This window comes from Microbacterium sp. MRS-1 (assembly GCF_000585455.1).
GTDB classification, from domain to species: domain Bacteria; phylum Actinomycetota; class Actinomycetes; order Actinomycetales; family Microbacteriaceae; genus Microbacterium; species Microbacterium laevaniformans.
Genome location: NZ_JAUF01000005.1, coordinates 54,291 through 77,461 on the forward strand (window position 1 = coordinate 54,291; position 23,171 = coordinate 77,461).

General features: G+C 66.4%; 36 protein-coding genes. All 36 read left to right on the plus strand.

Translation table 11 applies throughout. The annotated features are described in order from the left end of the window. The first annotated feature begins 186 nt into the window (after positions 1 to 186). Positions 187 to 555, plus strand: coding sequence for a 30S ribosomal protein S12 (rpsL, locus tag AS96_RS00825; RefSeq protein WP_005050525.1), 369 nt, complete (start codon positions 187 to 189; stop codon positions 553 to 555). Positions 556 to 560: 5 nt separating this feature from the next. Beyond that, on the plus strand, positions 561 to 1,031 hold the full coding sequence (rpsG, locus tag AS96_RS00830; RefSeq protein ID WP_005050524.1) for a 30S ribosomal protein S7: 471 nt from the start codon (positions 561 to 563) through the stop codon (positions 1,029 to 1,031). Between the two features lie 117 nt (positions 1,032 to 1,148). Beyond that, positions 1,149 to 3,263, plus strand: a complete 2,115-nt coding sequence (gene fusA / locus AS96_RS00835) for an elongation factor G (RefSeq protein ID WP_005050523.1) — start codon at positions 1,149 to 1,151, stop codon at positions 3,261 to 3,263. Positions 3,264 to 3,429: 166 nt separating this feature from the next. Continuing rightward, a complete protein-coding gene (gene tuf / locus AS96_RS00840; protein ID WP_005050522.1) occupies positions 3,430 to 4,623 on the plus strand; it encodes an elongation factor Tu in 1,194 nt (397 codons plus the stop codon). 151 nt (positions 4,624 to 4,774) lie between these two features. After that, positions 4,775 to 4,987, plus strand: a complete 213-nt coding sequence (locus AS96_RS00845; protein ID WP_036284598.1) for an Rv0909 family putative TA system antitoxin — start codon at positions 4,775 to 4,777, stop codon at positions 4,985 to 4,987. A 923-nt stretch (positions 4,988 to 5,910) separates the two neighbouring features. Next, positions 5,911 to 6,219: a 30S ribosomal protein S10 gene (gene rpsJ / locus AS96_RS00850; RefSeq protein WP_005050520.1), complete on the plus strand. Its 309-nt coding sequence runs from the start codon at positions 5,911 to 5,913 to the stop codon at positions 6,217 to 6,219. Between the two features lie 10 nt (positions 6,220 to 6,229). After that, complete coding sequence (gene rplC, locus AS96_RS00855; RefSeq protein ID WP_005050519.1) at positions 6,230 to 6,889, plus strand: 50S ribosomal protein L3; 660 nt, start codon at positions 6,230 to 6,232, stop codon at positions 6,887 to 6,889. A 2-nt stretch (positions 6,890 to 6,891) separates the two neighbouring features. Continuing rightward, positions 6,892 to 7,554 carry a 50S ribosomal protein L4 gene (gene rplD / locus AS96_RS00860; RefSeq protein ID WP_036284601.1) on the plus strand — a complete coding sequence of 221 codons (663 nt, stop codon included), beginning with the start codon at positions 6,892 to 6,894 and terminating at the stop codon, positions 7,552 to 7,554. Continuing rightward, positions 7,551 to 7,853 carry a 50S ribosomal protein L23 gene (gene rplW / locus AS96_RS00865; RefSeq protein WP_005050515.1) on the plus strand — a complete coding sequence of 101 codons (303 nt, stop codon included), beginning with the start codon at positions 7,551 to 7,553 and terminating at the stop codon, positions 7,851 to 7,853. The genes rplD and rplW overlap by 4 nt, the downstream gene beginning before the upstream one ends. A gap of 24 nt (positions 7,854 to 7,877) precedes the next feature. Continuing rightward, positions 7,878 to 8,717 carry a 50S ribosomal protein L2 gene (gene rplB, locus AS96_RS00870; RefSeq protein WP_005050513.1) on the plus strand — a complete coding sequence of 280 codons (840 nt, stop codon included), beginning with the start codon at positions 7,878 to 7,880 and terminating at the stop codon, positions 8,715 to 8,717. A gap of 12 nt (positions 8,718 to 8,729) precedes the next feature. Further along, on the plus strand, positions 8,730 to 9,011 hold the full coding sequence (rpsS, locus tag AS96_RS00875) for a 30S ribosomal protein S19 (RefSeq protein ID WP_005050512.1): 282 nt from the start codon (positions 8,730 to 8,732) through the stop codon (positions 9,009 to 9,011). A gap of 39 nt (positions 9,012 to 9,050) precedes the next feature. Further along, entirely contained in the window at positions 9,051 to 9,434 is a 384-nt protein-coding gene (rplV, locus tag AS96_RS00880) for a 50S ribosomal protein L22 (protein ID WP_036284604.1), read from the plus strand. After that, a complete protein-coding gene (rpsC, locus tag AS96_RS00885; protein WP_036284606.1) occupies positions 9,434 to 10,195 on the plus strand; it encodes a 30S ribosomal protein S3 in 762 nt (253 codons plus the stop codon). The genes rplV and rpsC overlap by 1 nt, the downstream gene beginning before the upstream one ends. Further along, positions 10,195 to 10,614, plus strand: coding sequence for a 50S ribosomal protein L16 (gene rplP / locus AS96_RS00890; RefSeq protein ID WP_016463572.1), 420 nt, complete (start codon positions 10,195 to 10,197; stop codon positions 10,612 to 10,614). The genes rpsC and rplP overlap by 1 nt, the downstream gene beginning before the upstream one ends. Beyond that, entirely contained in the window at positions 10,614 to 10,928 is a 315-nt protein-coding gene (rpmC, locus tag AS96_RS00895; RefSeq protein WP_005050508.1) for a 50S ribosomal protein L29, read from the plus strand. The genes rplP and rpmC overlap by 1 nt, the downstream gene beginning before the upstream one ends. Beyond that, a complete protein-coding gene (rpsQ, locus tag AS96_RS00900; protein WP_036284607.1) occupies positions 10,928 to 11,293 on the plus strand; it encodes a 30S ribosomal protein S17 in 366 nt (121 codons plus the stop codon). Before rpmC ends, rpsQ begins: the two co-directional genes overlap by 1 nt. 3 nt (positions 11,294 to 11,296) lie before the next feature. After that, a complete protein-coding gene (rplN, locus tag AS96_RS00905) occupies positions 11,297 to 11,665 on the plus strand; it encodes a 50S ribosomal protein L14 (protein WP_005050506.1) in 369 nt (122 codons plus the stop codon). Positions 11,666 to 11,670: 5 nt separating this feature from the next. Continuing rightward, complete coding sequence (gene rplX, locus AS96_RS00910; RefSeq protein ID WP_005050505.1) at positions 11,671 to 12,030, plus strand: 50S ribosomal protein L24; 360 nt, start codon at positions 11,671 to 11,673, stop codon at positions 12,028 to 12,030. Between the two features lie 2 nt (positions 12,031 to 12,032). Next, a complete protein-coding gene (gene rplE / locus AS96_RS00915; protein ID WP_036284609.1) occupies positions 12,033 to 12,623 on the plus strand; it encodes a 50S ribosomal protein L5 in 591 nt (196 codons plus the stop codon). Between the two features lie 89 nt (positions 12,624 to 12,712). Further along, positions 12,713 to 13,111: a 30S ribosomal protein S8 gene (gene rpsH, locus AS96_RS00920; protein ID WP_005050503.1), complete on the plus strand. Its 399-nt coding sequence runs from the start codon at positions 12,713 to 12,715 to the stop codon at positions 13,109 to 13,111. Positions 13,112 to 13,117: 6 nt separating this feature from the next. After that, complete coding sequence (gene rplF / locus AS96_RS00925; protein ID WP_005050502.1) at positions 13,118 to 13,654, plus strand: 50S ribosomal protein L6; 537 nt, start codon at positions 13,118 to 13,120, stop codon at positions 13,652 to 13,654. Positions 13,655 to 13,656: 2 nt separating this feature from the next. Continuing rightward, positions 13,657 to 14,016 carry a 50S ribosomal protein L18 gene (rplR, locus tag AS96_RS00930; RefSeq protein WP_005050501.1) on the plus strand — a complete coding sequence of 120 codons (360 nt, stop codon included), beginning with the start codon at positions 13,657 to 13,659 and terminating at the stop codon, positions 14,014 to 14,016. A 32-nt stretch (positions 14,017 to 14,048) separates the two neighbouring features. Then, positions 14,049 to 14,693: a 30S ribosomal protein S5 gene (gene rpsE / locus AS96_RS00935; RefSeq protein ID WP_259457166.1), complete on the plus strand. Its 645-nt coding sequence runs from the start codon at positions 14,049 to 14,051 to the stop codon at positions 14,691 to 14,693. Further along, positions 14,693 to 14,878: a 50S ribosomal protein L30 gene (gene rpmD, locus AS96_RS00940; RefSeq protein ID WP_005050499.1), complete on the plus strand. Its 186-nt coding sequence runs from the start codon at positions 14,693 to 14,695 to the stop codon at positions 14,876 to 14,878. The genes rpsE and rpmD overlap by 1 nt, the downstream gene beginning before the upstream one ends. Beyond that, entirely contained in the window at positions 14,878 to 15,465 is a 588-nt protein-coding gene (gene rplO / locus AS96_RS00945) for a 50S ribosomal protein L15 (RefSeq protein ID WP_005050498.1), read from the plus strand. Before rpmD ends, rplO begins: the two co-directional genes overlap by 1 nt. Before the next feature lie 109 nt (positions 15,466 to 15,574). Then, positions 15,575 to 16,912: a preprotein translocase subunit SecY gene (secY, locus tag AS96_RS00950; RefSeq protein ID WP_036284611.1), complete on the plus strand. Its 1,338-nt coding sequence runs from the start codon at positions 15,575 to 15,577 to the stop codon at positions 16,910 to 16,912. Continuing rightward, positions 16,909 to 17,499 (plus strand): adenylate kinase, encoded by a 591-nt coding sequence (locus tag AS96_RS00955; protein ID WP_036284613.1) that lies wholly within the window; start codon positions 16,909 to 16,911, stop codon positions 17,497 to 17,499. Before secY ends, AS96_RS00955 begins: the two co-directional genes overlap by 4 nt. Further along, the gene (gene map, locus AS96_RS00960) at positions 17,499 to 18,329 is read left to right on the plus strand and encodes a type I methionyl aminopeptidase (RefSeq protein ID WP_036284623.1); all 831 of its coding nucleotides are present in this window, start codon (positions 17,499 to 17,501) and stop codon (positions 18,327 to 18,329) included. Before AS96_RS00955 ends, map begins: the two co-directional genes overlap by 1 nt. 299 nt (positions 18,330 to 18,628) lie before the next feature. After that, complete coding sequence (locus AS96_RS00965; protein WP_036284625.1) at positions 18,629 to 19,306, plus strand: DsbA family protein; 678 nt, start codon at positions 18,629 to 18,631, stop codon at positions 19,304 to 19,306. Between the two features lie 167 nt (positions 19,307 to 19,473). After that, positions 19,474 to 19,695: a translation initiation factor IF-1 gene (infA, locus tag AS96_RS00970; protein WP_005050493.1), complete on the plus strand. Its 222-nt coding sequence runs from the start codon at positions 19,474 to 19,476 to the stop codon at positions 19,693 to 19,695. Between the two features lie 73 nt (positions 19,696 to 19,768). After that, entirely contained in the window at positions 19,769 to 19,885 is a 117-nt protein-coding gene (rpmJ, locus tag AS96_RS00975) for a 50S ribosomal protein L36 (RefSeq protein ID WP_005050492.1), read from the plus strand. A gap of 175 nt (positions 19,886 to 20,060) precedes the next feature. After that, positions 20,061 to 20,441, plus strand: coding sequence for a 30S ribosomal protein S13 (rpsM, locus tag AS96_RS00980; protein WP_005050491.1), 381 nt, complete (start codon positions 20,061 to 20,063; stop codon positions 20,439 to 20,441). A gap of 37 nt (positions 20,442 to 20,478) precedes the next feature. Then, the gene (gene rpsK / locus AS96_RS00985; protein ID WP_005050490.1) at positions 20,479 to 20,877 is read left to right on the plus strand and encodes a 30S ribosomal protein S11; all 399 of its coding nucleotides are present in this window, start codon (positions 20,479 to 20,481) and stop codon (positions 20,875 to 20,877) included. A gap of 119 nt (positions 20,878 to 20,996) precedes the next feature. Then, positions 20,997 to 21,986 carry a DNA-directed RNA polymerase subunit alpha gene (locus AS96_RS00990; RefSeq protein ID WP_005050489.1) on the plus strand — a complete coding sequence of 330 codons (990 nt, stop codon included), beginning with the start codon at positions 20,997 to 20,999 and terminating at the stop codon, positions 21,984 to 21,986. A gap of 83 nt (positions 21,987 to 22,069) precedes the next feature. Then, a complete protein-coding gene (gene rplQ, locus AS96_RS00995) occupies positions 22,070 to 22,657 on the plus strand; it encodes a 50S ribosomal protein L17 (protein ID WP_036284628.1) in 588 nt (195 codons plus the stop codon). A 133-nt stretch (positions 22,658 to 22,790) separates the two neighbouring features. After that, positions 22,791 to 23,117 (plus strand): hypothetical protein, encoded by a 327-nt coding sequence (locus AS96_RS01000; protein ID WP_231477028.1) that lies wholly within the window; start codon positions 22,791 to 22,793, stop codon positions 23,115 to 23,117. The last annotated feature ends 54 nt before the right edge of the window (positions 23,118 to 23,171 follow it).

The window sequence follows — 23,171 nt, forward strand, 5'->3', positions numbered from 1 at the left end:
CCACGGCATCCGGACGGGGTTCGGCACACGATCGGGACCGGTCTGCGAACAGGCCGCCCCCACGGCATATCCACCACCCAATGCTCGGCATCCGCCGCGCCGGTGGATCTGTGGTGAAGCCACCATCGCTGTCACCGTGCAGCACCTGTGCAGGCGAGAGCCGGCACAGCTTTACAAGGAGAGAACGTGCCAACCATTCAGCAGTTGGTTCGCAAGGGACGTACGCCCAAGGTCACCAAGACCAAGGCGCCCGCCCTGAAGGCGAACCCGCAGCAGGCGGGTGTCTGCACCCGCGTGTACACGACCACGCCCAAGAAGCCGAACTCGGCCATGCGCAAGGTCGCCCGTGTCAAGCTTCGCAACGGCACCGAGGTCACGGCCTACATCCCGGGTGAGGGCCACAACCTGCAGGAGCACTCGCTCGTGCTCGTCCGTGGAGGCCGTGTCAAGGACCTCCCCGGTGTCCGCTACAAGATCGTTCGCGGCGCCCTGGACACCCAGGCCGTCAAGAACCGCAAGCAGGCCCGTAGCCGCTACGGCGCCAAGAAGGGCTGAGTCCGATGCCTCGCAAGGGACCCGCACCCCGCCGCGTCGTCGTCAACGACCCGGTCTACGGTGCTCCGATCGTCACCCAGCTGGTGAACAAGATCCTCGTCGACGGCAAGAAGTCGCTGGCCGAGTCGATCGTCTACAACGCCCTCAAGGGCGTCGAGGCGAAGAACGGCCAGGATGCCGTCGCAACGCTCAAGAAGGCGCTCGACAACGTCCGCCCCACCCTCGAGGTCAAGAGCCGCCGCGTCGGTGGCTCGACCTACCAGGTGCCGGTCGAGGTCAAGCCGCACCGCGCGAACACGCTCGCGCTGCGCTGGCTCGTCAGCTACGCGAAGGGTCGTCGTGAGAAGACGATGACCGAGCGTCTGCAGAACGAGATCCTCGACGCCTCGAACGGCCTGGGTGCCGCGGTCAAGCGCCGCGAAGACACCCACAAGATGGCCGAGTCGAACCGCGCCTTCGCTCACTACCGCTGGTAACGCGTTTCGACGCGCTGCGCTCGCTCAACGACCGGCGGTCACTCCCCGGTCGTTGAGCGAGGCCCGCAGGGCCGCGTCGAAGCGTCCGCAACCCGAACACACACGTAAGGACACCCCGTGGCACAAGAAGTGCTCACCGACCTCAACAAGGTCCGCAACATCGGCATCATGGCGCACATCGATGCCGGCAAGACGACGACGACCGAGCGCATCCTGTTCTACACGGGTGTCAACCACAAGCTGGGCGAGACCCACGACGGCGCCTCGACCACCGACTGGATGGAGCAGGAGAAGGAGCGCGGCATCACGATCACGTCCGCCGCCGTGACCTGCTTCTGGAACAAGCACCAGATCAACATCATCGACACCCCCGGACACGTGGACTTCACGGTCGAGGTCGAGCGGTCGCTGCGCGTCCTCGACGGTGCCGTCGCCGTCTTCGACGGCAAGGAGGGCGTCGAGCCCCAGTCCGAGACGGTCTGGCGCCAGGCCGACAAGTACGACGTGCCCCGCATCTGCTTCGTCAACAAGATGGACAAGCTGGGCGCCGACTTCTACTTCACCGTCGACACGATCGTGAACCGTCTGGGCGCCAAGCCCCTCGTGCTGCAGCTGCCGATCGGTGCCGAGAACGACTTCGTGGGCGTCGTCGACCTCGTCGAGATGCGCGCACTGGTCTGGCCCGGCGACGCCAAGGGTGATGTCACCATGGGCGCCAAGTACGAGGTCCAGGAGATCCCGGCCGACCTCGCCGACCGTGCGGCCGAGTACCGCGAGAAGCTGCTCGAGACGGTCGCCGAGTCCGACGAGGCGCTGCTGGAGAAGTACTTCGGCGGCGAAGAGCTCACGCTCGCCGAGATCAAGGGCGCCATCCGCAAGCTCACCGTCGCCGGTGACCTGTACCCGGTGCTCTGTGGTTCGGCCTTCAAGAACCGCGGCGTGCAGCCGATGCTCGACGCGGTCGTGGACTACCTGCCCTCGCCCCTGGACGTGCCCGCGATCGAGGCGCACGACCCGAAGGACGAGGAGAAGGTCATCGAGCGTCACCCCGACGCCAACGACCCCTTCGCCGCGCTCGCGTTCAAGGTCGCGGTGCACCCCTTCTTCGGCCGTCTGACCTACATCCGCGTCTACTCGGGTCACCTCGACTCGGGTGCGCAGGTCATCAACTCGACCAAGGGCAAGAAGGAGCGCATCGGGAAGATCTTCCAGATGCACGCCAACAAGGAGAACCCCGTCGACGCGGTCACCGCGGGCAACATCTACGCCGTGATCGGCCTGAAGGACACCACCACCGGTGACACCCTCGCCGACCCGAACGAGCCCGTCGTCCTCGAGTCGATGACCTTCCCCGAGCCCGTCATCGAGGTCGCCATCGAGCCGAAGACCAAGGCCGACCAGGAGAAGCTGGGCACCGCGATCCAGAAGCTCGCCGAAGAGGACCCGACCTTCCGCACGGAGCTCAACCCCGAGACCGGCCAGACGGTCATCAAGGGAATGGGCGAGCTGCACCTCGACATCCTCGTCGACCGCATGAAGCGCGAGTTCAAGGTCGAGGCCAACGTCGGAAAGCCCCAGGTGGCGTACCGCGAGACGATCAAGAAGGCCGTCGAGCGTCACGACTACACCCACAAGAAGCAGACCGGTGGTTCGGGTCAGTTCGCGAAGATCCAGTTCGCGATCGAGCCGCTCGAGGTCACGGCCGACAAGACGTACGAGTTCGAGAACAAGGTCACCGGTGGCCGCATCCCGCGCGAGTACATCGAGCCGACCAACCAGGGCTTCCAGGACGCGATGAACGTCGGTGTCCTCGCGGGCTACCCCGTCGTGGGCGTCAAGGCGATCCTGCTCGACGGCGCGTCGCACGACGTCGACTCGTCCGAGATGGCGTTCAAGATCGCCGGCTCCATGGGCTTCAAGGAGGCCATCCGCAAGGCGAACCCCGCCATCCTCGAGCCGCTCATGGCGGTCGAGGTGCGCACGCCCGAGGAGTACATGGGCGATGTCATCGGCGACCTGAACTCGCGTCGTGGCCAGATCCAGTCGATGGAGGACGGGTCGGGCATCAAGATCGTGCGCGCCCTCGTCCCGCTGTCGGAGATGTTCGGCTACATCGGCGACCTGCGCTCGAAGACCTCGGGTCGGGCCGTGTACTCGATGGAGTTCGACTCGTACGCGGAGGTCCCCAAGGCCGTCGCCGACGAGATCGTCCAGAAGAACAAGGGCGAGTAACCCTCTGGGATGCTGTGCGCCGAGCCTTCTGCGTAGACCGCTTCGCGCACAGCATCCGCACAAACTGAATACAGACCCAGTCGTCTAGACTGACACCCATCCCCGTAGAGCACCGGTCGCAATCCAGCGACCGGAACCTCTACATGAACGTCCTGAGGAGGACCCAGTGGCCAAGGCCAAGTTCGAGCGGACCAAGCCGCACGTCAACATCGGAACGATCGGTCACGTCGACCACGGCAAGACCACGCTCACCGCTGCGATCTCGAAGGTGCTCGCCGACAAGTACCCGTCGGCGACCAACGTGCAGCGTGACTTCGCGTCGATCGACTCGGCTCCCGAAGAGCGTCAGCGTGGTATCACGATCAACATCTCGCACGTCGAGTACGAGACCCCGAAGCGCCACTACGCGCACGTCGACGCGCCCGGCCACGCCGACTACATCAAGAACATGATCACCGGTGCCGCTCAGATGGACGGCGCGATCCTCGTGGTCGCCGCCACCGACGGCCCGATGGCTCAGACGCGTGAGCACGTGCTGCTCGCCAAGCAGGTCGGCGTGCCCTACCTGCTGGTCGCGCTCAACAAGAGCGACATGGTCGACGACGAGGAGATCCTGGAGCTCGTCGAGCTCGAGGTCCGTGAGCTGCTCAGCTCGCAGGACTTCGACGGCGACAACGCCCCCGTCGTTCGCGTCTCGGGCCTGAAGGCTCTCGAGGGCGACGAGAAGTGGGTCGAGTCGATCGTCGAGCTGATGAACGCCGTCGACGAGTCCATCCCGGACCCGGTGCGCGACAAGGACAAGCCGTTCCTCATGCCCATCGAGGACGTCTTCACGATCACCGGTCGTGGAACGGTCGTCACGGGCCGCGCCGAGCGTGGCACGCTGGCCATCAACTCCGAGGTCGAGATCGTCGGCATCCGCCCGACGCAGAAGACGATCGTCACCGGTATCGAGATGTTCCACAAGCAGCTCGACGAGGCCTGGGCCGGCGAGAACTGTGGTCTGCTGCTTCGCGGCACCAAGCGCGACGACGTCGAGCGTGGTCAGGTCGTCGTCAAGCCGGGTTCGGTCACGCCGCACACCGACTTCGAGGGCACCGCGTACATCCTCTCCAAGGAGGAGGGTGGCCGTCACAACCCGTTCTTCACGAACTACCGCCCGCAGTTCTACTTCCGTACCACCGACGTCACCGGCGTCATCACGCTGCCCGAGGGCACCGAGATGGTCATGCCCGGTGACACCACGGAGATGACGGTCGAGCTCATCCAGCCGATCGCCATGGAAGAGGGCCTCGGCTTCGCGATCCGTGAGGGTGGCCGCACCGTCGGTGCCGGTACCGTCACGAAGATCCTGAAGTAAGCACTTCACACCCTCGATGCCCCCGGGAGCCACGTGCTCCCGGGGGCATCGTCGTGTCCGCGGCGGGCATGCCTCTAGGCAGCCGGCACCGGCGTCGCCAGAATGTTCTCAGCGCGCTCCGCGCCGCATCGATCGAGCAGGAGGGACGGCCATGGGGCTGGATGACATCGTGAAACAGGGCACGCAGTTTCTCGAGCAGAACAAGGACAAGATCGACGAGGTGATCCACTCGGACAAGGCCGAGGAGGTCAGCGACAACGTCCTCGACGCGGCCGCCGGCTTCGTGAAGAAGGTCGCGCCCGACCAGTTCGACGCGAAGGTCGACGAGGTCCGCGACCAGGTCGACGGCGCGATCGGCACGTGAGCTGCGAGCGGGTCCGACGGGTCGGATGAAGGGGTGGATGCCGAGGCATCCACCCCTTCGTCGCACCGTGTCGAAAACGAGATCGAATCCGACTTGACGCTGGGGTGTGCACCCTCTAGCGTCAACAGTGGTCAGTACGACGCCGGGGGGCTGAAAACCGACTGAATGAACTGTGGGGGTTCGTTCCGCCGCATCGCGCAGAGTCTGCGCGTGTGCACGGTGACAGGTTGTGGGGGCATGAGCGCTGCTCGTGGATATATGGGGGATGTTGTTCGGGGGACCCGAGCACACTCGTCGCGGTGCGGGCTATCCGACCGCGTGCCTCTGGCTCCTGCCGGCGATGGACGATTCGCCGTCGATGTGGATGCCGGGGGGCGTCCTCATCGCGGTCGTCCGCGCCTGCGCGTCGTTCTGAACGCTGCGCCATCGCGTCGGGGGGACGCGGCGCGCTGAGACCCGGGGCGCGCGGTCGGGGGGTCGCGCGTCCCGCGGAGACCGGGAGGGGTGGGCTTTCCCCAAGGGCCCACCCCTCCCCTTTTTGTGTCTGCCGCGCACGGCGAGGGACCAGGGCAACGCCCGGCATCCCGGCGCGACACGCCCGGGTTTGCGACACGCCCGGCGGACACGTAGACTAGACCAGTTCCACATTCCTGCGTGCGCGTCAGCGACGTGCGGGATCACTGCCAGGGCAGTGCATAGGCGGCGCATCCTCTTCGGAAAAGCGCACTGACCTAGGCCGCGGGCAGCAGAACAACACAATCCGATCTCTCCTGGAAACAGGATTCGCCCGCGTGCGCGCGAACGATCGGAACTGACATCAGAACAGTGGTGCGCAAGTGCCCGGCACAACCCTGTGCCATGTGCGTCCAATGCCCCCTGAGCGATCAGGGCAGGTACGACGCGAGAAAGAGAGTGAGCAGACAATGGCGGGACAGAAGATCCGCATTCGCCTGAAGTCGTATGACCACGAGGTCATCGACACGTCGGCGCGCAAGATCGTCGACACGGTGACCCGCGCAGGCGCCACCGTTGTGGGCCCCGTGCCCCTTCCGACCGAGAAGAACGTCGTGTGCGTCATCCGGTCGCCCCACAAGTACAAGGACAGCCGCGAGCACTTCGAGATGCGCACCCACAAGCGCCTGATCGACATCATCGACCCGACGCCCAAGGCCGTCGACTCGCTGATGCGTCTCGACCTCCCGGCCGACGTCAACATCGAGATCAAGCTCTGAGGTCCCGGTCATGGCACACATCAACGAAAAGGTTTCCAAGGGCCTGCTCGGCACGAAGCTCGGCATGACCCAGGTCTGGGACGAGAACGGCAAGCTCGTTCCCGTCACCGTCATCGAGGTGGCCCCCAACGTGGTCACCCAGGTGCGCACGCCCGAGCGTGACGGCTACAACGCCGTTCAGATCGCCTACGGCCAGATCGACCCCCGCAAGGTCAACAAGCCCCAGACGGCCCATTTCGAGGCCGCGGGTGTGACCCCCCGCCGCCACCTCACCGAGGTGCGCACCGCGGATGCCGCTGACTACTCACTCGGTCAGGAGCTCACCGTGGACGCCACCTTCGAGGCCGGCCAGCTGGTCGACGTCGTCGGCACCAGCAAGGGCAAGGGCACCGCGGGTGTCATGAAGCGTCACAACTTCAAGGGTGTCTCCGCCTCCCACGGTGCGCACCGCAACCACCGCAAGCCCGGCTCCATCGGCGCCTCGTCGACGCCGAGCCGCGTCTTCAAGGGCATGCGCATGGCCGGCCGTATGGGTGGCGAGCGCGTGACCGTCCTCAACCTCACGGTGCACGCCGTCGACGCCGAGAAGGGTCTGCTGCTCGTCAAGGGCGCCGTCCCCGGTGCGCGTGGCCGCATCGTCTACGTCCGCAACGCAGTGAAGGGTGCCTGATCATGGCTGACTCGACTCTCGCGCTCGACGTCCACAGCCCCAGTGGCAAGAAGGCCGGCTCGGTCGCCCTTCCCGCTGCGCTGTTCGACGTCAAGACGAACATCCCGCTGATCCACCAGGTCGTCGTCGCGCAGCTCGCGGCGGCTCGCCAGGGCACGCACTCGACCAAGCGTCGTGGCGAGGTCTCCGGTGCCGGCCGCAAGCCCTTCAAGCAGAAGGGCACGGGTAACGCCCGTCAGGGCTCCATCCGCGCGCCGCACATGACCGGTGGTGGCATCGTCCACGGTCCGAAGCCGCGCGACTACTCGCAGCGCACCCCCAAGAAGATGATCGCCGCCGCCCTCCTGGGCGCGCTGAGCGACCGTGCTCGCGGTGGCCGTCTGCACGTGGTGGACTCCTTCGGCATCGACGGCGTCCCGTCGACCAAGGCCGCTGCGGCCGTCCTCGCCGAGCTCGCTCCGACCAAGAACGTCCTGGTCGTCATCGAGCGCGGTGACGAGCTGGCGGTCAAGAGCGTGCGCAACCTCGCGTACGTCCACGTCCTCAGCTTCGACCAGCTGAACGCCTACGACGTGCTCGTCTCCGACGACATCGTCTTCACCAAGGCCGCCTACGACGCGTTCGTCGCGTCCAAGAGCGCCACCACCGAGGAGGTCTCGGCATGAACGTCTCCGTCAACAAGGACCCGCGCGACATCATCCTGAAGCCGGTCGTCTCGGAGAAGAGCTACGGGCTCATCGACGAGGGCAAGTACACCTTCCTGGTGGACCCGCGCTCCTCGAAGACCGAGATCAAGCTCGCGATCGAGAAGATCTTCGGCGTCAAGGTCGCTGCGGTCAACACGCTCAACCGCGCGGGCAAGTCCCGCCGCACCCGCTTCGGCACCGGCAAGCGCAAGGACACCAAGCGCGCCATCGTCACGCTCAAGTCGGGCACCATCGACATCTTCACGGCCGTCGGCTGACAGCTGGGATAGAGGACAACCAACATGGCTATTCGCAAGTACAAGCCCACGACCCCGGGTCGCCGCGGTTCGTCGGTGGCCGACTTCGCCGAGATCACGCGATCGACGCCCGAGAAGTCGCTGCTCCGTCCGCTGTCGAAGACCGGTGGTCGCAACAACCAGGGGCGCATCACCACGCGTCACATCGGTGGCGGTCACAAGCGTCAGTACCGCGTCATCGACTTCCGTCGTAATGACAAGGACGGCGTCAACGCCAAGGTCGCGCACATCGAGTACGACCCCAACCGCACCGCGCGCATCGCACTGCTGCACTACGTGGACGGCGAGAAGCGTTACATCCTCGCTCCGAACAAGCTGCAGCAGGGCGACATCGTCGAGTCCGGTGCGGGCGCTGACATCAAGCCGGGCAACAACCTGCCGCTGAAGAACATCCCCACCGGTACCGTGATCCACGCGATCGAGCTCCGCCCCGGCGGCGGCGCGAAGATGGCGCGTTCGGCCGGTGCGTCGGTGCGTCTCGTCGCCAAGGACGGCCCCTACGCGCAGCTTCGTCTGCCGTCGGGCGAGATCCGCAACGTCGACGCGCGCTGCCGCGCCACGATCGGCGAGGTCGGCAACGCCGAGCAGTCGAACATCAACTGGGGCAAGGCCGGCCGCAACCGCTGGAAGGGCATCCGCCCGACCGTCCGCGGTGTCGCGATGAACCCGGTCGACCACCCGCACGGTGGTGGTGAGGGCAAGACGTCCGGTGGACGTCACCCCGTTTCTCCTTGGGGTCAGGCTGAGGGTCGCACCCGCCACGCCAACAAGGAAAGCGACAAGTACATCGTCCGTCGTCGCAACGCCGGCAAGAAGCGCAAGTAGGAGTAGAGGAAGATGCCTCGCAGCCTGAAGAAGGGCCCCTTCGTCGACGAGCACCTGCTTCGCAAGGTCGTCTCGCAGAACGATGCCGGCACCAAGAACGTCATCAAGACCTGGTCGCGCCGTTCGATGATCATCCCCGCCATGCTGGGACACACCATCGCCGTGCACGACGGACGCAAGCACATCCCCGTGTTCGTGTCCGAGACCATGGTCGGTCACAAGCTGGGCGAGTTCGCGCCCACCCGCACCTTCCGCGGCCACGAGAAGGACGACAAGAAGGGTCGCCGCCGCTGACGCGGTGGCGTTCCTAGAGAGGACTAGAGGAGGAGAGAAATGGTGGATTCCATCGCACGCGTCAAGCACATCCGCGTGACCCCTCAGAAGGCTCGTCGTGTCGTCGCGCTGATCAAGGGCAAGCAGGCTCAGGAGGCCCTGGCCATCCTGAAGTTCGCGCCCCAGAGTGCCAGCGAGCCGATCTACAAGCTCGTCGCCGCTGCGGTCGCCAACGCCCGTGTGAAGGCTGACAAGGACGGCGAGTTCCTGGACGAGCAGGACCTGTACGTGCGCAACGCGTACGTCGACGAGGGCACGACGCTCAAGCGTTTCCAGCCCCGTGCACAGGGCCGCGCCTTCCAGATCAAGAAGCGCACGAGCCACATCACCATCCAGCTCGCGACCCCCGAGGTTGCCGAGACCAGCAAGAAGGCGAGCAAGTAATGGGACAGAAGGTCAACCCCTACGGCTTCCGCCTCGGCATCACCACGGACCACGTGTCGCGTTGGTTCTCCGACTCCACGAAGCCGGGACAGCGTTACGCCGACTACGTGGCCGAGGACGTCAAGATCCGCAAGCTCCTGCAGACGCAGCTGGACCGCGCCGGCGTGAGCGGCATCGAGATCGAGCGCACGCGTGATCGCGTCCGCGTCGACATCCACCCCGCCCGCCCCGGCATCGTCATCGGCCGCCGCGGCGCCGAGGCCGAGCGCATCCGCGCCGACCTCGAGAAGCTCACCGGCAAGCAGATCCAGCTGAACATCCTCGAGGTCAAGAACCCCGAGGCCGACGCCCAGCTGGTCGCCCAGGGCATCGCCGAGCAGCTCTCCGCCCGCGTGGCCTTCCGCCGCGCGATGCGCAAGGGTCTGCAGGGCGCACAGCGCGCCGGCGCCAAGGGCATCCGCATCCAGGTCTCGGGTCGCCTCGGCGGCGCCGAGATGAGCCGTTCGGAGTTCTACCGCGAGGGTCGTGTGCCGCTGCACACGCTGCGCGCGAACATCGACTACGGCTTCTACGAGGCCAAGACCACCTTCGGCCGCATCGGTGTGAAGGTCTGGATCTACAAGGGCGACCTCACCAACAAGGAGCTCGCTCGCGAGCAGGCCAACGCGCCGAAGGCGCCTCGCGGTCGTGACGACCGTGGTGGCGACCGTCGTCGCGCGCCCCGCAACGAGGCGCCCGTCGCAGAAGGAGCATCGGCATAATGCTTATTCCCCGTAAGGTCAAGTACCGCAAGCAGCACCACCCCGGGCGCGCGGGCCAGGCCACCGGCGGCACGAAGGTCTCCTTCGGCGAGTTCGGCATCCAGGCCCTCACCCCCGCGTATGTGACCAACCGTCAGATCGAGTCCGCTCGTATCGCGATGACGCGTCACATCAAGCGTGGCGGCAAGGTGTGGATCAACATCTACCCCGACCGTCCCCTCACGAAGAAGCCGGCCGAAACCCGCATGGGTTCCGGTAAGGGTTCGCCGGAGTGGTGGGTCGCCAACGTCAAGCCGGGTCGCGTCCTGTTCGAGGTCGCGGGCGTCAACGAGCAGCTCGCTCGCGAGGCGCTCACCCGTGCAATCCACAAGCTGCCCCTGAAGGCACGCATCATCAAGCGCGAGGAGGGCGACGCGTAATGGCCGTCGGAACCAAGACGCTCGCTCCGAGCGAGCTGGACACGTTCGAGGACCAGCGCCTCGTCGAAGAGCTGCGCAAGGCCAAGGAAGAGCTGTTCAACCTGCGCTTCCAGTCGGCCACCGGCCAGCTCGAGAGCCACGGCCGCATCCGCGCGGTCAAGCGCGACATCGCGCGGCTCTACACCGTGATCCGCGAGCGCGAGCTGGGCATCCGTGCCACGCCCGCGCCCGTCGAGGTCGCGTCCAAGGCGAAGAAGACCAAGGCCAAGAAGGCGGATGACGCTGCCGAGGCCACGAAGGAAGAGGCCGAGTGATGGCTGAGACCACCGAGAAGAAGGCCGCCAAGAAGGCGCCGGCCGCCGAGGCCGTCGTCGAGGCGCCCGCTGCCGGTCACGAGTCGGCTGCCCACGACGTGCGCGATGCGGACGCCCGTGGCTACCGCAAGTCGCGTCGTGGCTACGTCGTCAGCGACAAGATGGACAAGACGATCGTCGTCGAGGTCGAAGACCGCGTGAAGCACCCGCTCTACGGCAAGGTCATCCGTCGCACGTCGAAGGTCAAGGCCCACGACGAGCAGAACAGCGCCGGCATCGGCGACCTCGTGCTGATCAACGAGACCCGGCCGCTCAGCGCCACCAAGCGGTGGCGTCTGGTCGAGATCCTCGAGAAGGCGAAGTAAGAAATGATCCAGACTGAGTCCCGCCTCAAGGTCGCCGACAACACCGGCGCCAAGGAGCTGCTCACGATCCGTGTGCTCGGCGGTTCCAACCGCCGTTACGCCGGTCTCGGCGACATCATCGTCGCGACCGTCAAGGACGCGATCCCCGGCGGCAACGTCAAGAAGGGCGATGTGGTCAAGGCCGTCATCGTCCGCACCAAGAAGGAGGTCCGTCGTCCCGACGGCTCCTACATCAAGTTCGACGAGAACGCCGCCGTCATCCTGAAGAACGACGGGGAGCCCCGCGGCACCCGCATCTTCGGACCGGTCGGCCGTGAGCTTCGTGACAAGAAGTTCATGAAGATCGTGTCGCTCGCACCGGAGGTGATCTGACCGTCATGGCCAAGATCAAGAAGGGTGACCTGGTTCAGGTCATCACTGGCAAGAAGCAGGACAAGGGCGGCGACCGCGGCAAGCAGGGCAAGGTTCTCGACGTTCTCGTCGAGCAGAACCGCGTCATCGTCGAGGGCGTCAACTACGTCACGAAGCACAACCGTGTGGGTCAGTCCCAGCGCGGCACCAAGACGGGCGGCATCGAGACGATGGAAGCCCCGATCCACATCTCCAACGTCGCCCTCGTCGACCCCTCGACCAAGAAGCCGACCAAGGTCGGTCACCGTGTCGAGGAGCAGACGAAGGATGGCGTGAAGCGCACCGTCCGCGTGCGCTACGCGAAGAAGAGCGGCAAGGACCTCTGAACATGAGCAGCACCACTGCCGCGGCGGCTGGCAAGATCCAGCCCCGCCTGAAGCAGAAGTACCAGGGCGAGATCAAGAAGGCCCTGCAGGACGAGTTCGGCTACGCCAACGTCATGCAGATCCCCGGGATCGTCAAGGTCGTCGTGAACACCGGTGTCGGCGAGGCAGCTCGCGACTCCAAGGTGATCGACGGTGCGGTCGACGACCTCACCAAGATCACCGGCCAGAAGCCGGTCGTCACGAAGGCCCGCAAGTCCATCGCGCAGTTCAAGCTGCGCGAGGGTCAGGCCATCGGTGCGCACGTCACCCTCCGCGGTGACCGTGCCTGGGAGTTCCTGGACCGTCTCGTGAACCTCGCCCTGCCGCGTATCCGCGACTTCCGCGGCCTGTCGCCCAAGCAGTTCGACGGTCACGGCAACTACACGTTCGGTCTGCAGGAGCAGTCGGTCTTCCACGAGATCAACCAGGACAAGATCGACCGCGTCCGCGGCTTCGACATCACGATCGTCACCACGGCGAAGACGGATGACGAGGGCCGGTCGCTGCTGCGCCAGCTGGGCTTCCCGTTCAAGACGGACGAGAACCAGGCCTGACACCCCCCCCGACCTCTCCGGTCGGTCCATCAAGAAGGTCGGCTGTCGTGTAACGGCATCCGAAACCGCTGAACAAAGGAAACCAAGAAATGACGATGACAGACCCGGTCGCTGACATGCTGACCCGTCTGCGCAACGCGAACTCGGCGCACCACGACTCCGTGTCGCTGCCGAGCTCGAAGCTCAAGACCCACATCGCCGAGATCCTCCAGCAGGAGGGCTACATCTCCGGCTGGGAGGTCTCCGACGCCCGCGTCGGCCAGACCCTCACCCTCACCCTGAAGTACGGCCCGAACCGCGAGCGGTCGATCGCCGGCATCAAGCGCGTGTCGAAGCCGGGTCTGCGCGTGTACGCACGCTCGACCGAGATCCCCAAGGTTCTCGGCGGCCTGGGCGTCGCGATCCTGTCCACCTCCTCCGGTCTTCTCACCGACCGTCAGGCAGAGCAGAAGGGCGTGGGTGGGGAAGTCCTCGCCTACGTGTGGTGATCTGACATGTCGCGTATTGGACGTCTTCCCATCGACATCCCCGCCGGCGTGACCGTTTCGGTCGACGGCCAGGATGTCACGGTCACGGGCCCGAAGGGCGAGCTCGCGCTCTCCGTCGCAAAGCCCATCGAGGTCAAGGTCGAGGAGAACCAGGTTCTGGTCTCGCGTCCCGACGACGAGCGCGAGTCGCGTTCGCTGCACGGACTGACCCGTACCCTCATCAACAACAACATCATCGGCGTCACCCAGGGCTACACCAAGGGCCTCGAGGTCGTCGGCACCGGTTACCGTGTCGCGCAGAAGGGGACGGCGGTCGAGTTCGCTCTCGGCTTCTCGCACCCGGTTCTCGTCGAGGCACCGGCCGGCATCACGCTGACCGTGGAGGGCAACAACAAGCTCACCGTCAGCGGCATCTCGAAGCAGGCCGTCGGTGAGGCCGCTGCGAACATCCGCAAGATCCGCAAGCCCGAGCCGTACAAGGGCAAGGGTGTGCGGTACGCCGGCGAGGTCGTTCGCCGCAAGGCCGGAAAGAGTGGTAAGTAATCATGGCTGTCAAGTCGAAGAGCGACGCGCGTTCGCGTCGTCACCTGCGCCTTCGCAAGAAGGTCGTGGGCACCGAGGCGCGTCCGCGCCTTGTCGTCACCCGTTCGGCCCGCCACGTCTTCGTCCAGCTCGTGGACGACAGCAAGGGCGTGACCGTCGCGTCGGCGTCGACCCTCGAGTCCGACCTGCGCACGTTCGACGGTGACAAGACGGCGAAGGCCCGCAAGGTCGGCGAGCTCGTCGCCGAGCGTGCCAAGGCGGCCGGCTTCTCGGACGTCGTGTTCGACCGCGGTGGCAACCGCTACGCGGGCCGTGTCGCAGCGATCGCCGAGGGCGCCCGCGAGGGAGGTCTGAACCTGTGAGCGATGCAACTACTCAGAATGTGGAGAACGAAGTGACCGAGCAGGCTGCGGCCACCGCTCCCGTCGAGCGCGAGGCCCGCGAGCCCCGTCGCGGCGGTCGCGAGCGCAACCCCAACCGCGACCGTGGTTCGCGCGACGCCGAGAAGAGCCAGTTCCTCGAGCGCGTCGTGACGATCAACCGCGTGTCGAAGGTCGTCAAGGGCGGTCGCCGCTTCAGCTTCACGGCGCTCGTCGTCGTGGGTGACGGCAACGGTCTCGTCGGCGTCGGCTACGGCAAGGCGCGTGAGGTTCCCCTCGCCATCTCCAAGGGTGTCGAAGAGGCCAAGCGCAACTTCTTCCGCGTGCCCCGCACCGGCTCGTCCATCCCGCACCCGGTGCAGGGTGAGGCCGCTGCCGGTGTCGTGCTCCTGCGTCCGGCTGCCGCCGGGACCGGTGTTATCGCCGGTGGCCCGGTGCGCGCCGTGCTCGAGTGCGCCGGTATCCACGACGTGCTCTCCAAGTCGCTCGGTTCGTCGAACACGATCAACATCGTGCACGCGACCGTCCAGGCGCTGAAGCAGCTCGAGGAGCCTCGTGCGGTCGCCGCTCGTCGCGGTCTCGACTTCGACCAGGTGGCTCCGGCCCGTCTGATCCGTGCCGAGGCTGACGCCGCGGCCGCTGCGAAGGTAGGTGCCTGATGGCCGCGCGTCTCAAGGTGACCCAGGTCAAGTCCAAGGTGAGCGAGAAGCAGAACCAGCGTGACACGCTGCGTTCGCTCGGCCTGAAGCGGATCGGCGACTCGGTCGTCCGTCCCGACGACGCGCAGACGCGCGGCTACGTCAAGGCTGTCGCCCACCTCGTCAAGGTTGAGGAGATCGACTGATGGCCGAGAAGGCTGAGAAGGCGACCGAAGAGGTCGCTGTGAAGAACACCGAGAAGAAGGCCGCCGCCAAGCCGGCTGCCAAGAAGACCGCCGAGAAGCCGGCCGCGAAGAAGGCTCCCGCCAAGAAGGCGGATGCCGAGGTGTCGCGCCCCGGTGTGCTCAAGGTCCACCACCTGCGTCCGGTCCCCGGCTCCAACACCGCGAAGACCCGTGTCGGTCGCGGTGAGGGCTCGAAGGGCAAGACCGCCGGTCGTGGCACCAAGGGTACGAAGGCCCGCTACCAGGTGAAGGTTGGCTTCGAGGGCGGCCAGATGCCGCTGCACATGCGTACGCCGAAGCTGCGCGGGTTCAAGAACCCGTTCCGCGTCGAGTACCAGGTGGTCAACCTCGACAAGCTGGCTGAGCTGTACCCGGCCGGTGGCGATGTCACCGTCAGCGACCTCGTCGCCAAGGGCGCCGTGCGCAAGAACGAGAAGGTCAAGGTGCTCGGCACCGGCGACATCTCGGTCAAGCTCACCGTCGCCGTCGACAAGGTCTCGGGTTCGGCCGAGCAGAAGATCGTCGCCGCGGGCGGTTCGGTCAAGTAATTCCACGGCAGGGGCCGGAGGCGAGCCTCCGGCCCCTGTTGCCGTACTCTGGAAGCGGTGTCCTCGGACCCGCATCGAGACACCGGTCAGCTCTCTGGAGGAAATCCCCTTGTTCAGCGCCGTCAGCGCCATCGCGCGGGTCTTCCGCACCCCGGATCTCCGGCGGAAGATCTTCTTCACCCTCGCGATCATCGCCATCTATCGCCTTGGCGCGCACGTTCCGGCGCCCTTCGTGAGCTTCCCGAACGTCCAATCCTGCCTCCAGCAGACGGGCTCGGCCAGCGAAGGCCTGCTGTCGCTGGTGAACCTGTTCTCCGGCGGCGCGCTCCTGCAGCTGTCGATCTTCGCCCTGGGCGTCATGCCCTACATCACCGCGACGATCATCGTGCAGCTGCTGCGTGTGGTGATCCCGCACTTCGAGGCGCTGTACAAAGAAGGGCAGGCCGGTCAGGCCAAGCTCACGCAGTACACCCGCTACCTGACGATCGCGCTGGCGCTCCTGCAGTCCACCACGCTGGTGACGGTGGCACGTTCGGGTCAGCTCTTCGGCACGACCGGCATCGCCGAGTGCAACGCTCTGCTGACCAACGATGTGTGGTGGGCCCAGCTGCTGATGATCATCACGCTGACCGCCGGCACCGGCCTCATCATGTGGTTCGCCGAGCTCGTCACCGAGCGCGGCGTGGGCAACGGCATGTCCATCCTCATCTTCACCTCGATCGCGGCGCAGTTCCCGGCGGCCATGTGGGCCATCGCCACGTCGCGCGGTTTCGAGGTCTTCCTCCTCGTGCTGGCCGTCGGCATCGTCGTCGTCGCTCTCGTCGTCTTCGTCGAGCAGTCGCAGCGGCGCATCCCCGTGCAGTACGCCAAGCGCATGGTCGGGCGTCGCACCCTCGGCGGCACGAACACGTACATCCCGATCAAGGTGAACATGGCGGGTGTCGTTCCGGTCATCTTCGCCTCGTCGCTGCTGTACATCCCGGCTCTCATCGCCCAGTTCAACCAGACGCCGGACGCCAACGGCAACATCCCGGGCTGGGTGACCTGGATCCAGCAGTACCTCACCAAGGGCGATCACCCGCTCTACATGCTGCTGTACTTCCTGCTCATCGTCGGGTTCACCTACTTCTACGTCGCGATCACCTTCAACCCCGTCGAGGTCGCCGACAACATGAAGAAGTACGGCGGGTTCATCCCCGGCATCCGTGCAGGTCGTCCGACGGCCGAGTACCTCGACTACGTGTTGACGCGCATCACGTTGCCCGGCTCGATCTACCTCGGTCTCATCGCCCTGCTGCCCCTGGTGGCGCTCGCGACGGTCAGCGCCAACCAGAACTTCCCGTTCGGCGGCGCCTCGATCCTCATCATCGTCGGTGTGGGTCTGGAGACCGTGAAGCAGATCGACGCCCAGCTGCAGCAGCGTCACTACGAAGGGTTGCTGCGATGACCGCTGCTCGACTGCTCATCATCGGCCCGCAGGGCTCCGGCAAAGGCACGCAGGGCGTGCGGGTGGCGGAGGCCCTCGGCATCCCGGCGGTCTCGACCGGCGACGTCTTCCGCGCCAACGTGAAAGAGGGCACGGAACTCGGTCTGAAGGTCAAGGCGATCATCGACGCCGGCGACCTCGTGCCGGACACCCTGACGGGGGAGATCGTGCGCGATCGGCTCGCCCAGCCCGACGCCGCCGCCGGCTTCCTCCTGGACGGCTACCCGCGCAACCTCGGCCAGGTGGGCGATCTCGACCGTTTCCTGGACGAGAGGGGCGCGCCCCTCACCGCGGTCATCGAGTTGGTGGTGCCGCGCGACGAGTCCATCCAGCGCCTGTCGCTGCGGGCGAGCGAGCAGGGCCGTGCCGACGACAACGCCGAATCGATCGCGAAGCGTCTGGCCATCTACGAGTCCGAGACGGCGCCGATCCTCGATGTCTACCGCGAGCGGGGCATCGTCGATCAGATCGACGGCGTCGGATCGCTGGACGAGGTCTACGCGCGGATTCAGGCCGCCCTGGCAGCTCGCGGCATCGCAGCCTCCTGATGGGACTTCGTCGCTCCTTGTACAAGACCCCGGCGCAGCTGCGCTCGATGGTCGAGCCGGGCCTGATCACGGCGGCCGCGCTGGATGCCGTGCGTGCGCTGATCGCCCCGGGTGTGACCACGGCTGAGCTGGATGCCGCGGCATCCGAGGTCATCCTCGCCCGCGGGGCCGAGTCGAACTTCCAGCTCGTGCGCGGCTACCGCCACACGACCTGCATCTCGGTGAACGACCAGGTCGTCCACGGCATCCCCGGGGAGCGCGTGCTCGAGCCGGGCGACATCGTGTCGATCGATGCCGGTGCGCAGTTCAAGGGCTGGAACGGCGACTCGGCCATCACGGTGGTCGTCCCCGGCGGGGATCCGGCTGTGCAGGCGTCGCGCGAGCGGCTGTCGCAGGTGACCGAGGGCTCGCTCTGGGCGGGCGTGGCCGCGCTCGCATCGGCGTCGCGCGTCGGAGAGATCGGTGACGCGGTGCAGGGCTACGTCGAGCGCTCGGGCGAGAGCTACGGCATCCTTCGCGACTACGTCGGCCACGGCATCGGCCGGCGGATGCACGAGGGGCCGACGATCTTCAACTATCGGGTGTCCGACCTCGGCCCCGCGGTGCGTCCGGGCCTGTGCGTCGCGATCGAGCCCATGGTCACCGTCGGCTCTGAGGAGACCTTCGTCGAGGACGACGACTGGACGGTCACCACCGTCGACGGCAGCGACGGCAGTCACTGGGAGCACAGCGTCGCGGTGCACGAGAACGGCATCTGGGTGCTGACCGCTGCCGACGGCGGCGCGGCGGGCCTCGCCCCGTTCGGCGTCACACCGACCCCCATCGCCTGAGCGCTCTCCTCCCGGTGTCGCAGGAGCGGCTCGCGGGGTGCGTGAAGGCTCCTCCCCAGGGCACCCCGCTGCGCGCGTTCGGCATTCATCCGCAACGCTGACCCGTCACGCCGAACCGCTACGAACGTGCCGAACCGACGCGAAAGGGCGCGCGAGAACATGGCGGGTCGCGGGAGACGTAGCGGCTCGGCGGGGTGGGGGCGGGTGAAGTCACGGCCTTCACGGGCAACGCATAAGAGTGCGTGAGCCACAATGGTAGGACGGCGGCGACAGCCGCACATCGGAGAGGCATCGAGGTTATGGCGCAGGCAGCAGCGGGTAAGAGGAACTGGTTCGCGATCTGGGTGAGCGTGGCGGTCGTCGTCGTGGTCGCGCTGGTCATCGGCCTTGTCGTGTGGATGAACAACGTCAGCTCGGGTCCGGGTGCGCAGCCCTCGTCGAGCAACATCAATACGGATACCGGTGCGATCTCGTTCGGCAGCGGCCCCGATGTCGTCGACACCTACGTGGACTTCATGTGCCCCTACTGCGGCCAGTTCGAGAAGACCGAGGGGGACACGATCAAGCAGCTCATATCTGAGAACAAGATCACGCTGAACCTCCACCCGGTCACGATTCTCGATCGCGCCTCGCAGGGGACGAAGTTCTCGAGCCGGTCGGCGAGTGCGATGTTCGCCATCGCGGAGGCGGACCCCGCCAACGCCTACGCGTTCATGGCTGCGATGTACCAGAACCAGCCCCAGGAGAGCACCCCCGGTCTGACCGACGATCAGATCGTGTCGATCGCTAAGCAGGCGGGGGTCAATGTGACCAGCGACCTCGAGCAGGCCATCACGTCGGGCAAGTACATCAAGTTCGCACAGTCCAAGGGCCTGCCGCAGGGCGCTCAGGGAACGCCGACTCTTCTCGTGAACGGCAAGAATGTCCCCGTCACTTACAACCCGCAGACGGACATCGTCGCCAACCTCAAGGGCTGACCGCGTGATGCGCGTCTGAGACGAGCGAGAGGGCCGCGCGGCAGTTTGCCGTGCGGCCCACTATCACGTACACTGGATCTTTGGTGCCTTGCGCCTTCATTGGCGTGTCGCCGCACCACATCCCACTCACCGCAGACCGACCGGTCTGCACAAGCGTCAGCGAGGCCATGGCTAAGAAAGACGGTGTCATCGAAATCGAGGGCGTCGTGTCTGAAGCGCTGCCCAACGCGATGTTCCGCGTTGAGCTCACCAACGGACACAAGGTACTCGCCACGATCTCCGGCAAGATGCGGCAGAACTACATCCGCATCATCCCCGAAGACCGCGTCGTCGTGGAGCTCTCGCCCTACGACCTCACGCGCGGTCGCATCGTCTACCGCTACCGCTAGACCGGTCGAGAAGTAACGAGCGGGCGGATGCCTCGGCATCCCGTCCGACTCGAAGACAGCGAACAGGAAAATCATGAAGGTCAACCCCTCCGTCAAGCCCATCTGCGACCACTGCAAGGTCATCCGTCGCCACGGTCGCGTCATGGTGATCTGCAAGTCGAACCCGCGTCACAAGCAGCGCCAGGGCTGAGTCGCTCGCGGCTCGAGGACGCGTGAGGCCCGCAGGGCCGAGCCGACACCTCACGACGAAGACACAACTCAATACGCACACAGGCAGGATCAGAGCCTCTTCGGAGGGGACACCTCGGGGCGGAGGCCCGGGCACCGATCCTGCTCCACACCTCCATCACTCCTAGGAGAACCGCATGGCACGTCTTGCCGGCGTTGACATCCCGCGTGACAAGCGCGTGGTGATCGCCCTCACGTACATCTACGGCATCGGCCGTACCCGTTCGGTCGAGATCCTCACGGCCACCGAGATCGACGAGTCGATCCGCGTCAAGGACCTCACCGACGACCAGCTGGTCGCACTGCGCGACCACATCGAAGGCAACTACAAGGTGGAGGGTGACCTTCGCCGCGAGGTCGCCGCCGACATCCGCCGCAAGGTCGAGATCGGCTCGTACGAGGGTCTGCGTCACCGCCGCGGCCTTCCGGTGCGCGGTCAGCGCACCAAGACCAACGCGCGTACCCGCAAGGGCCCGAAGCGCACCGTCGCCGGCAAGAAGAAGGCCGGCCGCAAGTAAGCGCGGCCCCCCGGTACAGGTTTAGGAGAACAGACACATGGCACAGGCCAAGACTGCTGCGCGCAAGCCGCGTCGCAAGGAGAAGAAGAACATCGCGCTGGGCCAGGCCCACATCAAGTCGACGTTCAACAACACGATCGTTTCGATCACCGACCCCTCGGGCGCCGTCATCAGCTGGGCGTCCTCGGGTGGAGTGGGCTTCAAGGGCTCGCGCAAGTCGACCCCGTACGCCGCCGGCATGGCCGCCGAGTCGGCTGCCCGCCAGGCCGCCGAGCACGGCGTCAAGAAGGTCGACGTCTTCGTGAAGGGCCCGGGTTCGGGGCGCGAGACCGCGATCCGCTCGCTGCAGGCCGCCGGCCTCGAGGTGGGGTCGATCTCCGACGTCACCCCGCAGGCGCACAACGGCTGCCGCCCGCCGAAGCGTCGCCGCGTCTGACTTCCGGGCCGGGTGCCCCCGTGTGACGGGGGCACCCGGCATCCGTCGCCTTTGAAAACTCAACACCTCTTGCAATCGCACGTGTCATATAGCGGGCACGTGACGGAAAGGAACACATAGTGCTCATTGCACAGCGTCCCACTCTGACCGAGGAGAAGATCGGCGAGTTCCGCAGCCGCTTCGTCATCGAGCCGCTGGAGCCCGGCTTCGGCTACACGATCGGCAACGCGCTGCGCCGCAGCCTGCTGTCCTCGATCCCCGGCGCGGCTGTCACCAGCATCCGCATCGACGGCGTGCTGCACGAGTTCAGCACCATCCCGGGCGTGAAGGAGGATGTCACCGAGATCATCCTCAACATCAAGCAGCTGGTCGTCTCCTCGGAGCGCGACGAGCCGATCACCGCGTACCTGCGCAAGACCGGCGCCGGTGAGGTCACCGCTGCCGACATCTCCGCTCCGGCGGGTGTCGAGGTGCACAACCCCGAGCTGGTCATCGCGACGCTCAACGACTCGGCGAAGTTCGAGCTGGAGCTCACGATCGAGCGCGGCCGCGGCTACGTGTCGGCCACGCAGAACCGCAACGAGTACGCCGAGGCGGGTCAGATCCCGATCGACTCGATCTACTCGCCCGTCCTGAAGGTCTCGTACCGCGTCGACGCGACCCGTGCCGGTGAGCGCACCGACTTCGACAAGCTCGTCCTGGACGTCGAGGCCAAGCCGTCGATCTCCCCGCGGGATGCCGTCGCGTCGGCCGGTCGCACGCTCACCGAGCTGTTCGGTCTCGCCCGCGAGCTGAACGTCGAGGCCGAGGGCATCGAGATCGGCCCCGCGCCGGTCGCCGAGGTTCTCACCAACGAGCTGTCGATGCCGATCGAGGACCTCGATCTGTCGGTGCGTTCGTACAACTGCCTCAAGCGTGAGGGCATCAACACGGTGTCCGAGCTGGTCGCCCTCTCCGAGACGCAGCTGATGAACATCCGCAACTTCGGTCAGAAGTCGGTCGACGAGGTGCGCGACAAGCTCGTCTCCCTCGGCCTGTCGCTGAAGGACTCGGTCCCCGGGTTCGACGGTGCGCACTTCTACGGCGGCTACGACGACGAGGCCCTCTGAGCCTCCGCGCTCGCAACGGCAAGACCATCTGTGCGCACCGGCCCCGACCGGTTCGCTGACCTTTTCCCTCTGGAGTAACTGACATGCCCAAGCCCACCAAGGGTCCCCGCCTCGGAGGCGGCCCCGCCCACGAGCGTCTGCTGCTGGCCAACCTGGCCTCGGCGCTGTTCACCCACAAGTCGATCACGACGACCGAGACCAAGGCCAAGCGCCTGCGTCCGCTCGCCGAGCGCATGGTCACCTTCGCCAAGCGCGGCGACCTGCACGCTCGTCGTCGCGTGCTGTCCGTGCTCGGCAACAAGGACGCCGTCCACGAGCTGTTCGCCGAGATCGCGCCGCTGGTCGCCGAGCGTGAGGGCGGTTACACCCGCATCACGAAGATCGGCAACCGCAAGGGTGACAACGCGCCCATGGCCGTGATCGAGCTCGTCCTCGAGCCGGTCAACCCGAGGCCGAAGTCGACCAAGAAGGCGGCTGCGGCCGCTCCGGTCGCCGCCCCGGCCAAGGATGAGGATGTCGCCGAGGAGACCGCCACCGAGGCGGTCGCCGAGGCCGACGAGGCTCAGGATGCCGCGGACGAGGTCGTCGCCGACGACGCCGCCGCCGCAGGTGCCGAGTCGCCCGAGGAGGGCGCCGCGGCCGAGGCTGCTGCCGAGGACGCCGCGAAGTAGGCACGGCTGTCGTTCGAGAAGGCCCGCACCCGTCAGGGGTGCGGGCCTTCTCTTTTCGCGCCTCGGCCGGCTCCGCGCGTGCGCCCCACGCGCGTCCCAACTACAGTGGCCCGACGCCATCCACGCCGTGATGGTGGCGGCGGACCGTGTCGACCACCCGACCTGGACCACTCCGCGCGAGGACGTCGCCGACACCTTCGATCTTGCGCACATCGACCACTCCCGCGACACCGTGCTGGCGCTGGATGCCGAGAGTACGGTGATCGCGTTCGGAAGCTCCTTCCTCCACCCTTCGCGCGAAGGCGCCCTGAACGTGCACCTGTCGGGTGCGGTGCTGCCGATGCTGTGGCGCCGCGGGATCGGCAGCGCGGTGTTCGGCTGGCAGTACGCGCGCGGCCTCGAGCAGCTGGCGGAGGCCGCGGGCGCGCTGCCCGGCGTGCCGGGCGAAGACTGGTGTTAAGACGGGGCTTCGGGTAGCGCGGATGTAACGATCTGGTAGCACGCGCGCGGGGAC

Excerpts from the sequence above, each read along its gene's own strand:
- rpsG (WP_005050524.1), top strand. The coding sequence starts at position 561 with ATGCCTCGCAAGGGACCCGCACCCCGCCGCGTCGTCGTCAACGACCCG.
- AS96_RS00845 (WP_036284598.1), top strand. The coding sequence starts at position 4,775 with ATGGGGCTGGATGACATCGTGAAACAGGGCACGCAGTTTCTCGAGCAG.
- rpsJ (WP_005050520.1), top strand. The coding sequence starts at position 5,911 with ATGGCGGGACAGAAGATCCGCATTCGCCTGAAGTCGTATGACCACGAG.
- rplC (WP_005050519.1), top strand. The coding sequence starts at position 6,230 with ATGGCACACATCAACGAAAAGGTTTCCAAGGGCCTGCTCGGCACGAAG.
- rplD (WP_036284601.1), top strand. The coding sequence starts at position 6,892 with ATGGCTGACTCGACTCTCGCGCTCGACGTCCACAGCCCCAGTGGCAAG.
- rplW (WP_005050515.1), top strand. The coding sequence starts at position 7,551 with ATGAACGTCTCCGTCAACAAGGACCCGCGCGACATCATCCTGAAGCCG.
- rplB (WP_005050513.1), top strand. The coding sequence starts at position 7,878 with ATGGCTATTCGCAAGTACAAGCCCACGACCCCGGGTCGCCGCGGTTCG.
- rpsS (WP_005050512.1), top strand. The coding sequence starts at position 8,730 with ATGCCTCGCAGCCTGAAGAAGGGCCCCTTCGTCGACGAGCACCTGCTT.
- rplV (WP_036284604.1), top strand. The coding sequence starts at position 9,051 with ATGGTGGATTCCATCGCACGCGTCAAGCACATCCGCGTGACCCCTCAG.
- rpsC (WP_036284606.1), top strand. The coding sequence starts at position 9,434 with ATGGGACAGAAGGTCAACCCCTACGGCTTCCGCCTCGGCATCACCACG.
- rplP (WP_016463572.1), top strand. The coding sequence starts at position 10,195 with ATGCTTATTCCCCGTAAGGTCAAGTACCGCAAGCAGCACCACCCCGGG.
- rpmC (WP_005050508.1), top strand. The coding sequence starts at position 10,614 with ATGGCCGTCGGAACCAAGACGCTCGCTCCGAGCGAGCTGGACACGTTC.
- rpsQ (WP_036284607.1), top strand. The coding sequence starts at position 10,928 with ATGGCTGAGACCACCGAGAAGAAGGCCGCCAAGAAGGCGCCGGCCGCC.
- rplN (WP_005050506.1), top strand. The coding sequence starts at position 11,297 with ATGATCCAGACTGAGTCCCGCCTCAAGGTCGCCGACAACACCGGCGCC.
- rplX (WP_005050505.1), top strand. The coding sequence starts at position 11,671 with ATGGCCAAGATCAAGAAGGGTGACCTGGTTCAGGTCATCACTGGCAAG.
- rplE (WP_036284609.1), top strand. The coding sequence starts at position 12,033 with ATGAGCAGCACCACTGCCGCGGCGGCTGGCAAGATCCAGCCCCGCCTG.
- rpsH (WP_005050503.1), top strand. The coding sequence starts at position 12,713 with ATGACGATGACAGACCCGGTCGCTGACATGCTGACCCGTCTGCGCAAC.
- rplF (WP_005050502.1), top strand. The coding sequence starts at position 13,118 with ATGTCGCGTATTGGACGTCTTCCCATCGACATCCCCGCCGGCGTGACC.
- rplR (WP_005050501.1), top strand. The coding sequence starts at position 13,657 with ATGGCTGTCAAGTCGAAGAGCGACGCGCGTTCGCGTCGTCACCTGCGC.
- rpmD (WP_005050499.1), top strand. The coding sequence starts at position 14,693 with ATGGCCGCGCGTCTCAAGGTGACCCAGGTCAAGTCCAAGGTGAGCGAG.
- rplO (WP_005050498.1), top strand. The coding sequence starts at position 14,878 with ATGGCCGAGAAGGCTGAGAAGGCGACCGAAGAGGTCGCTGTGAAGAAC.
- AS96_RS00955 (WP_036284613.1), top strand. The coding sequence starts at position 16,909 with ATGACCGCTGCTCGACTGCTCATCATCGGCCCGCAGGGCTCCGGCAAA.
- map (WP_036284623.1), top strand. The coding sequence starts at position 17,499 with ATGGGACTTCGTCGCTCCTTGTACAAGACCCCGGCGCAGCTGCGCTCG.
- AS96_RS00965 (WP_036284625.1), top strand. The coding sequence starts at position 18,629 with ATGGCGCAGGCAGCAGCGGGTAAGAGGAACTGGTTCGCGATCTGGGTG.
- infA (WP_005050493.1), top strand. The coding sequence starts at position 19,474 with ATGGCTAAGAAAGACGGTGTCATCGAAATCGAGGGCGTCGTGTCTGAA.
- rpmJ (WP_005050492.1), top strand. The coding sequence starts at position 19,769 with ATGAAGGTCAACCCCTCCGTCAAGCCCATCTGCGACCACTGCAAGGTC.
- rpsM (WP_005050491.1), top strand. The coding sequence starts at position 20,061 with ATGGCACGTCTTGCCGGCGTTGACATCCCGCGTGACAAGCGCGTGGTG.
- rpsK (WP_005050490.1), top strand. The coding sequence starts at position 20,479 with ATGGCACAGGCCAAGACTGCTGCGCGCAAGCCGCGTCGCAAGGAGAAG.
- rplQ (WP_036284628.1), top strand. The coding sequence starts at position 22,070 with ATGCCCAAGCCCACCAAGGGTCCCCGCCTCGGAGGCGGCCCCGCCCAC.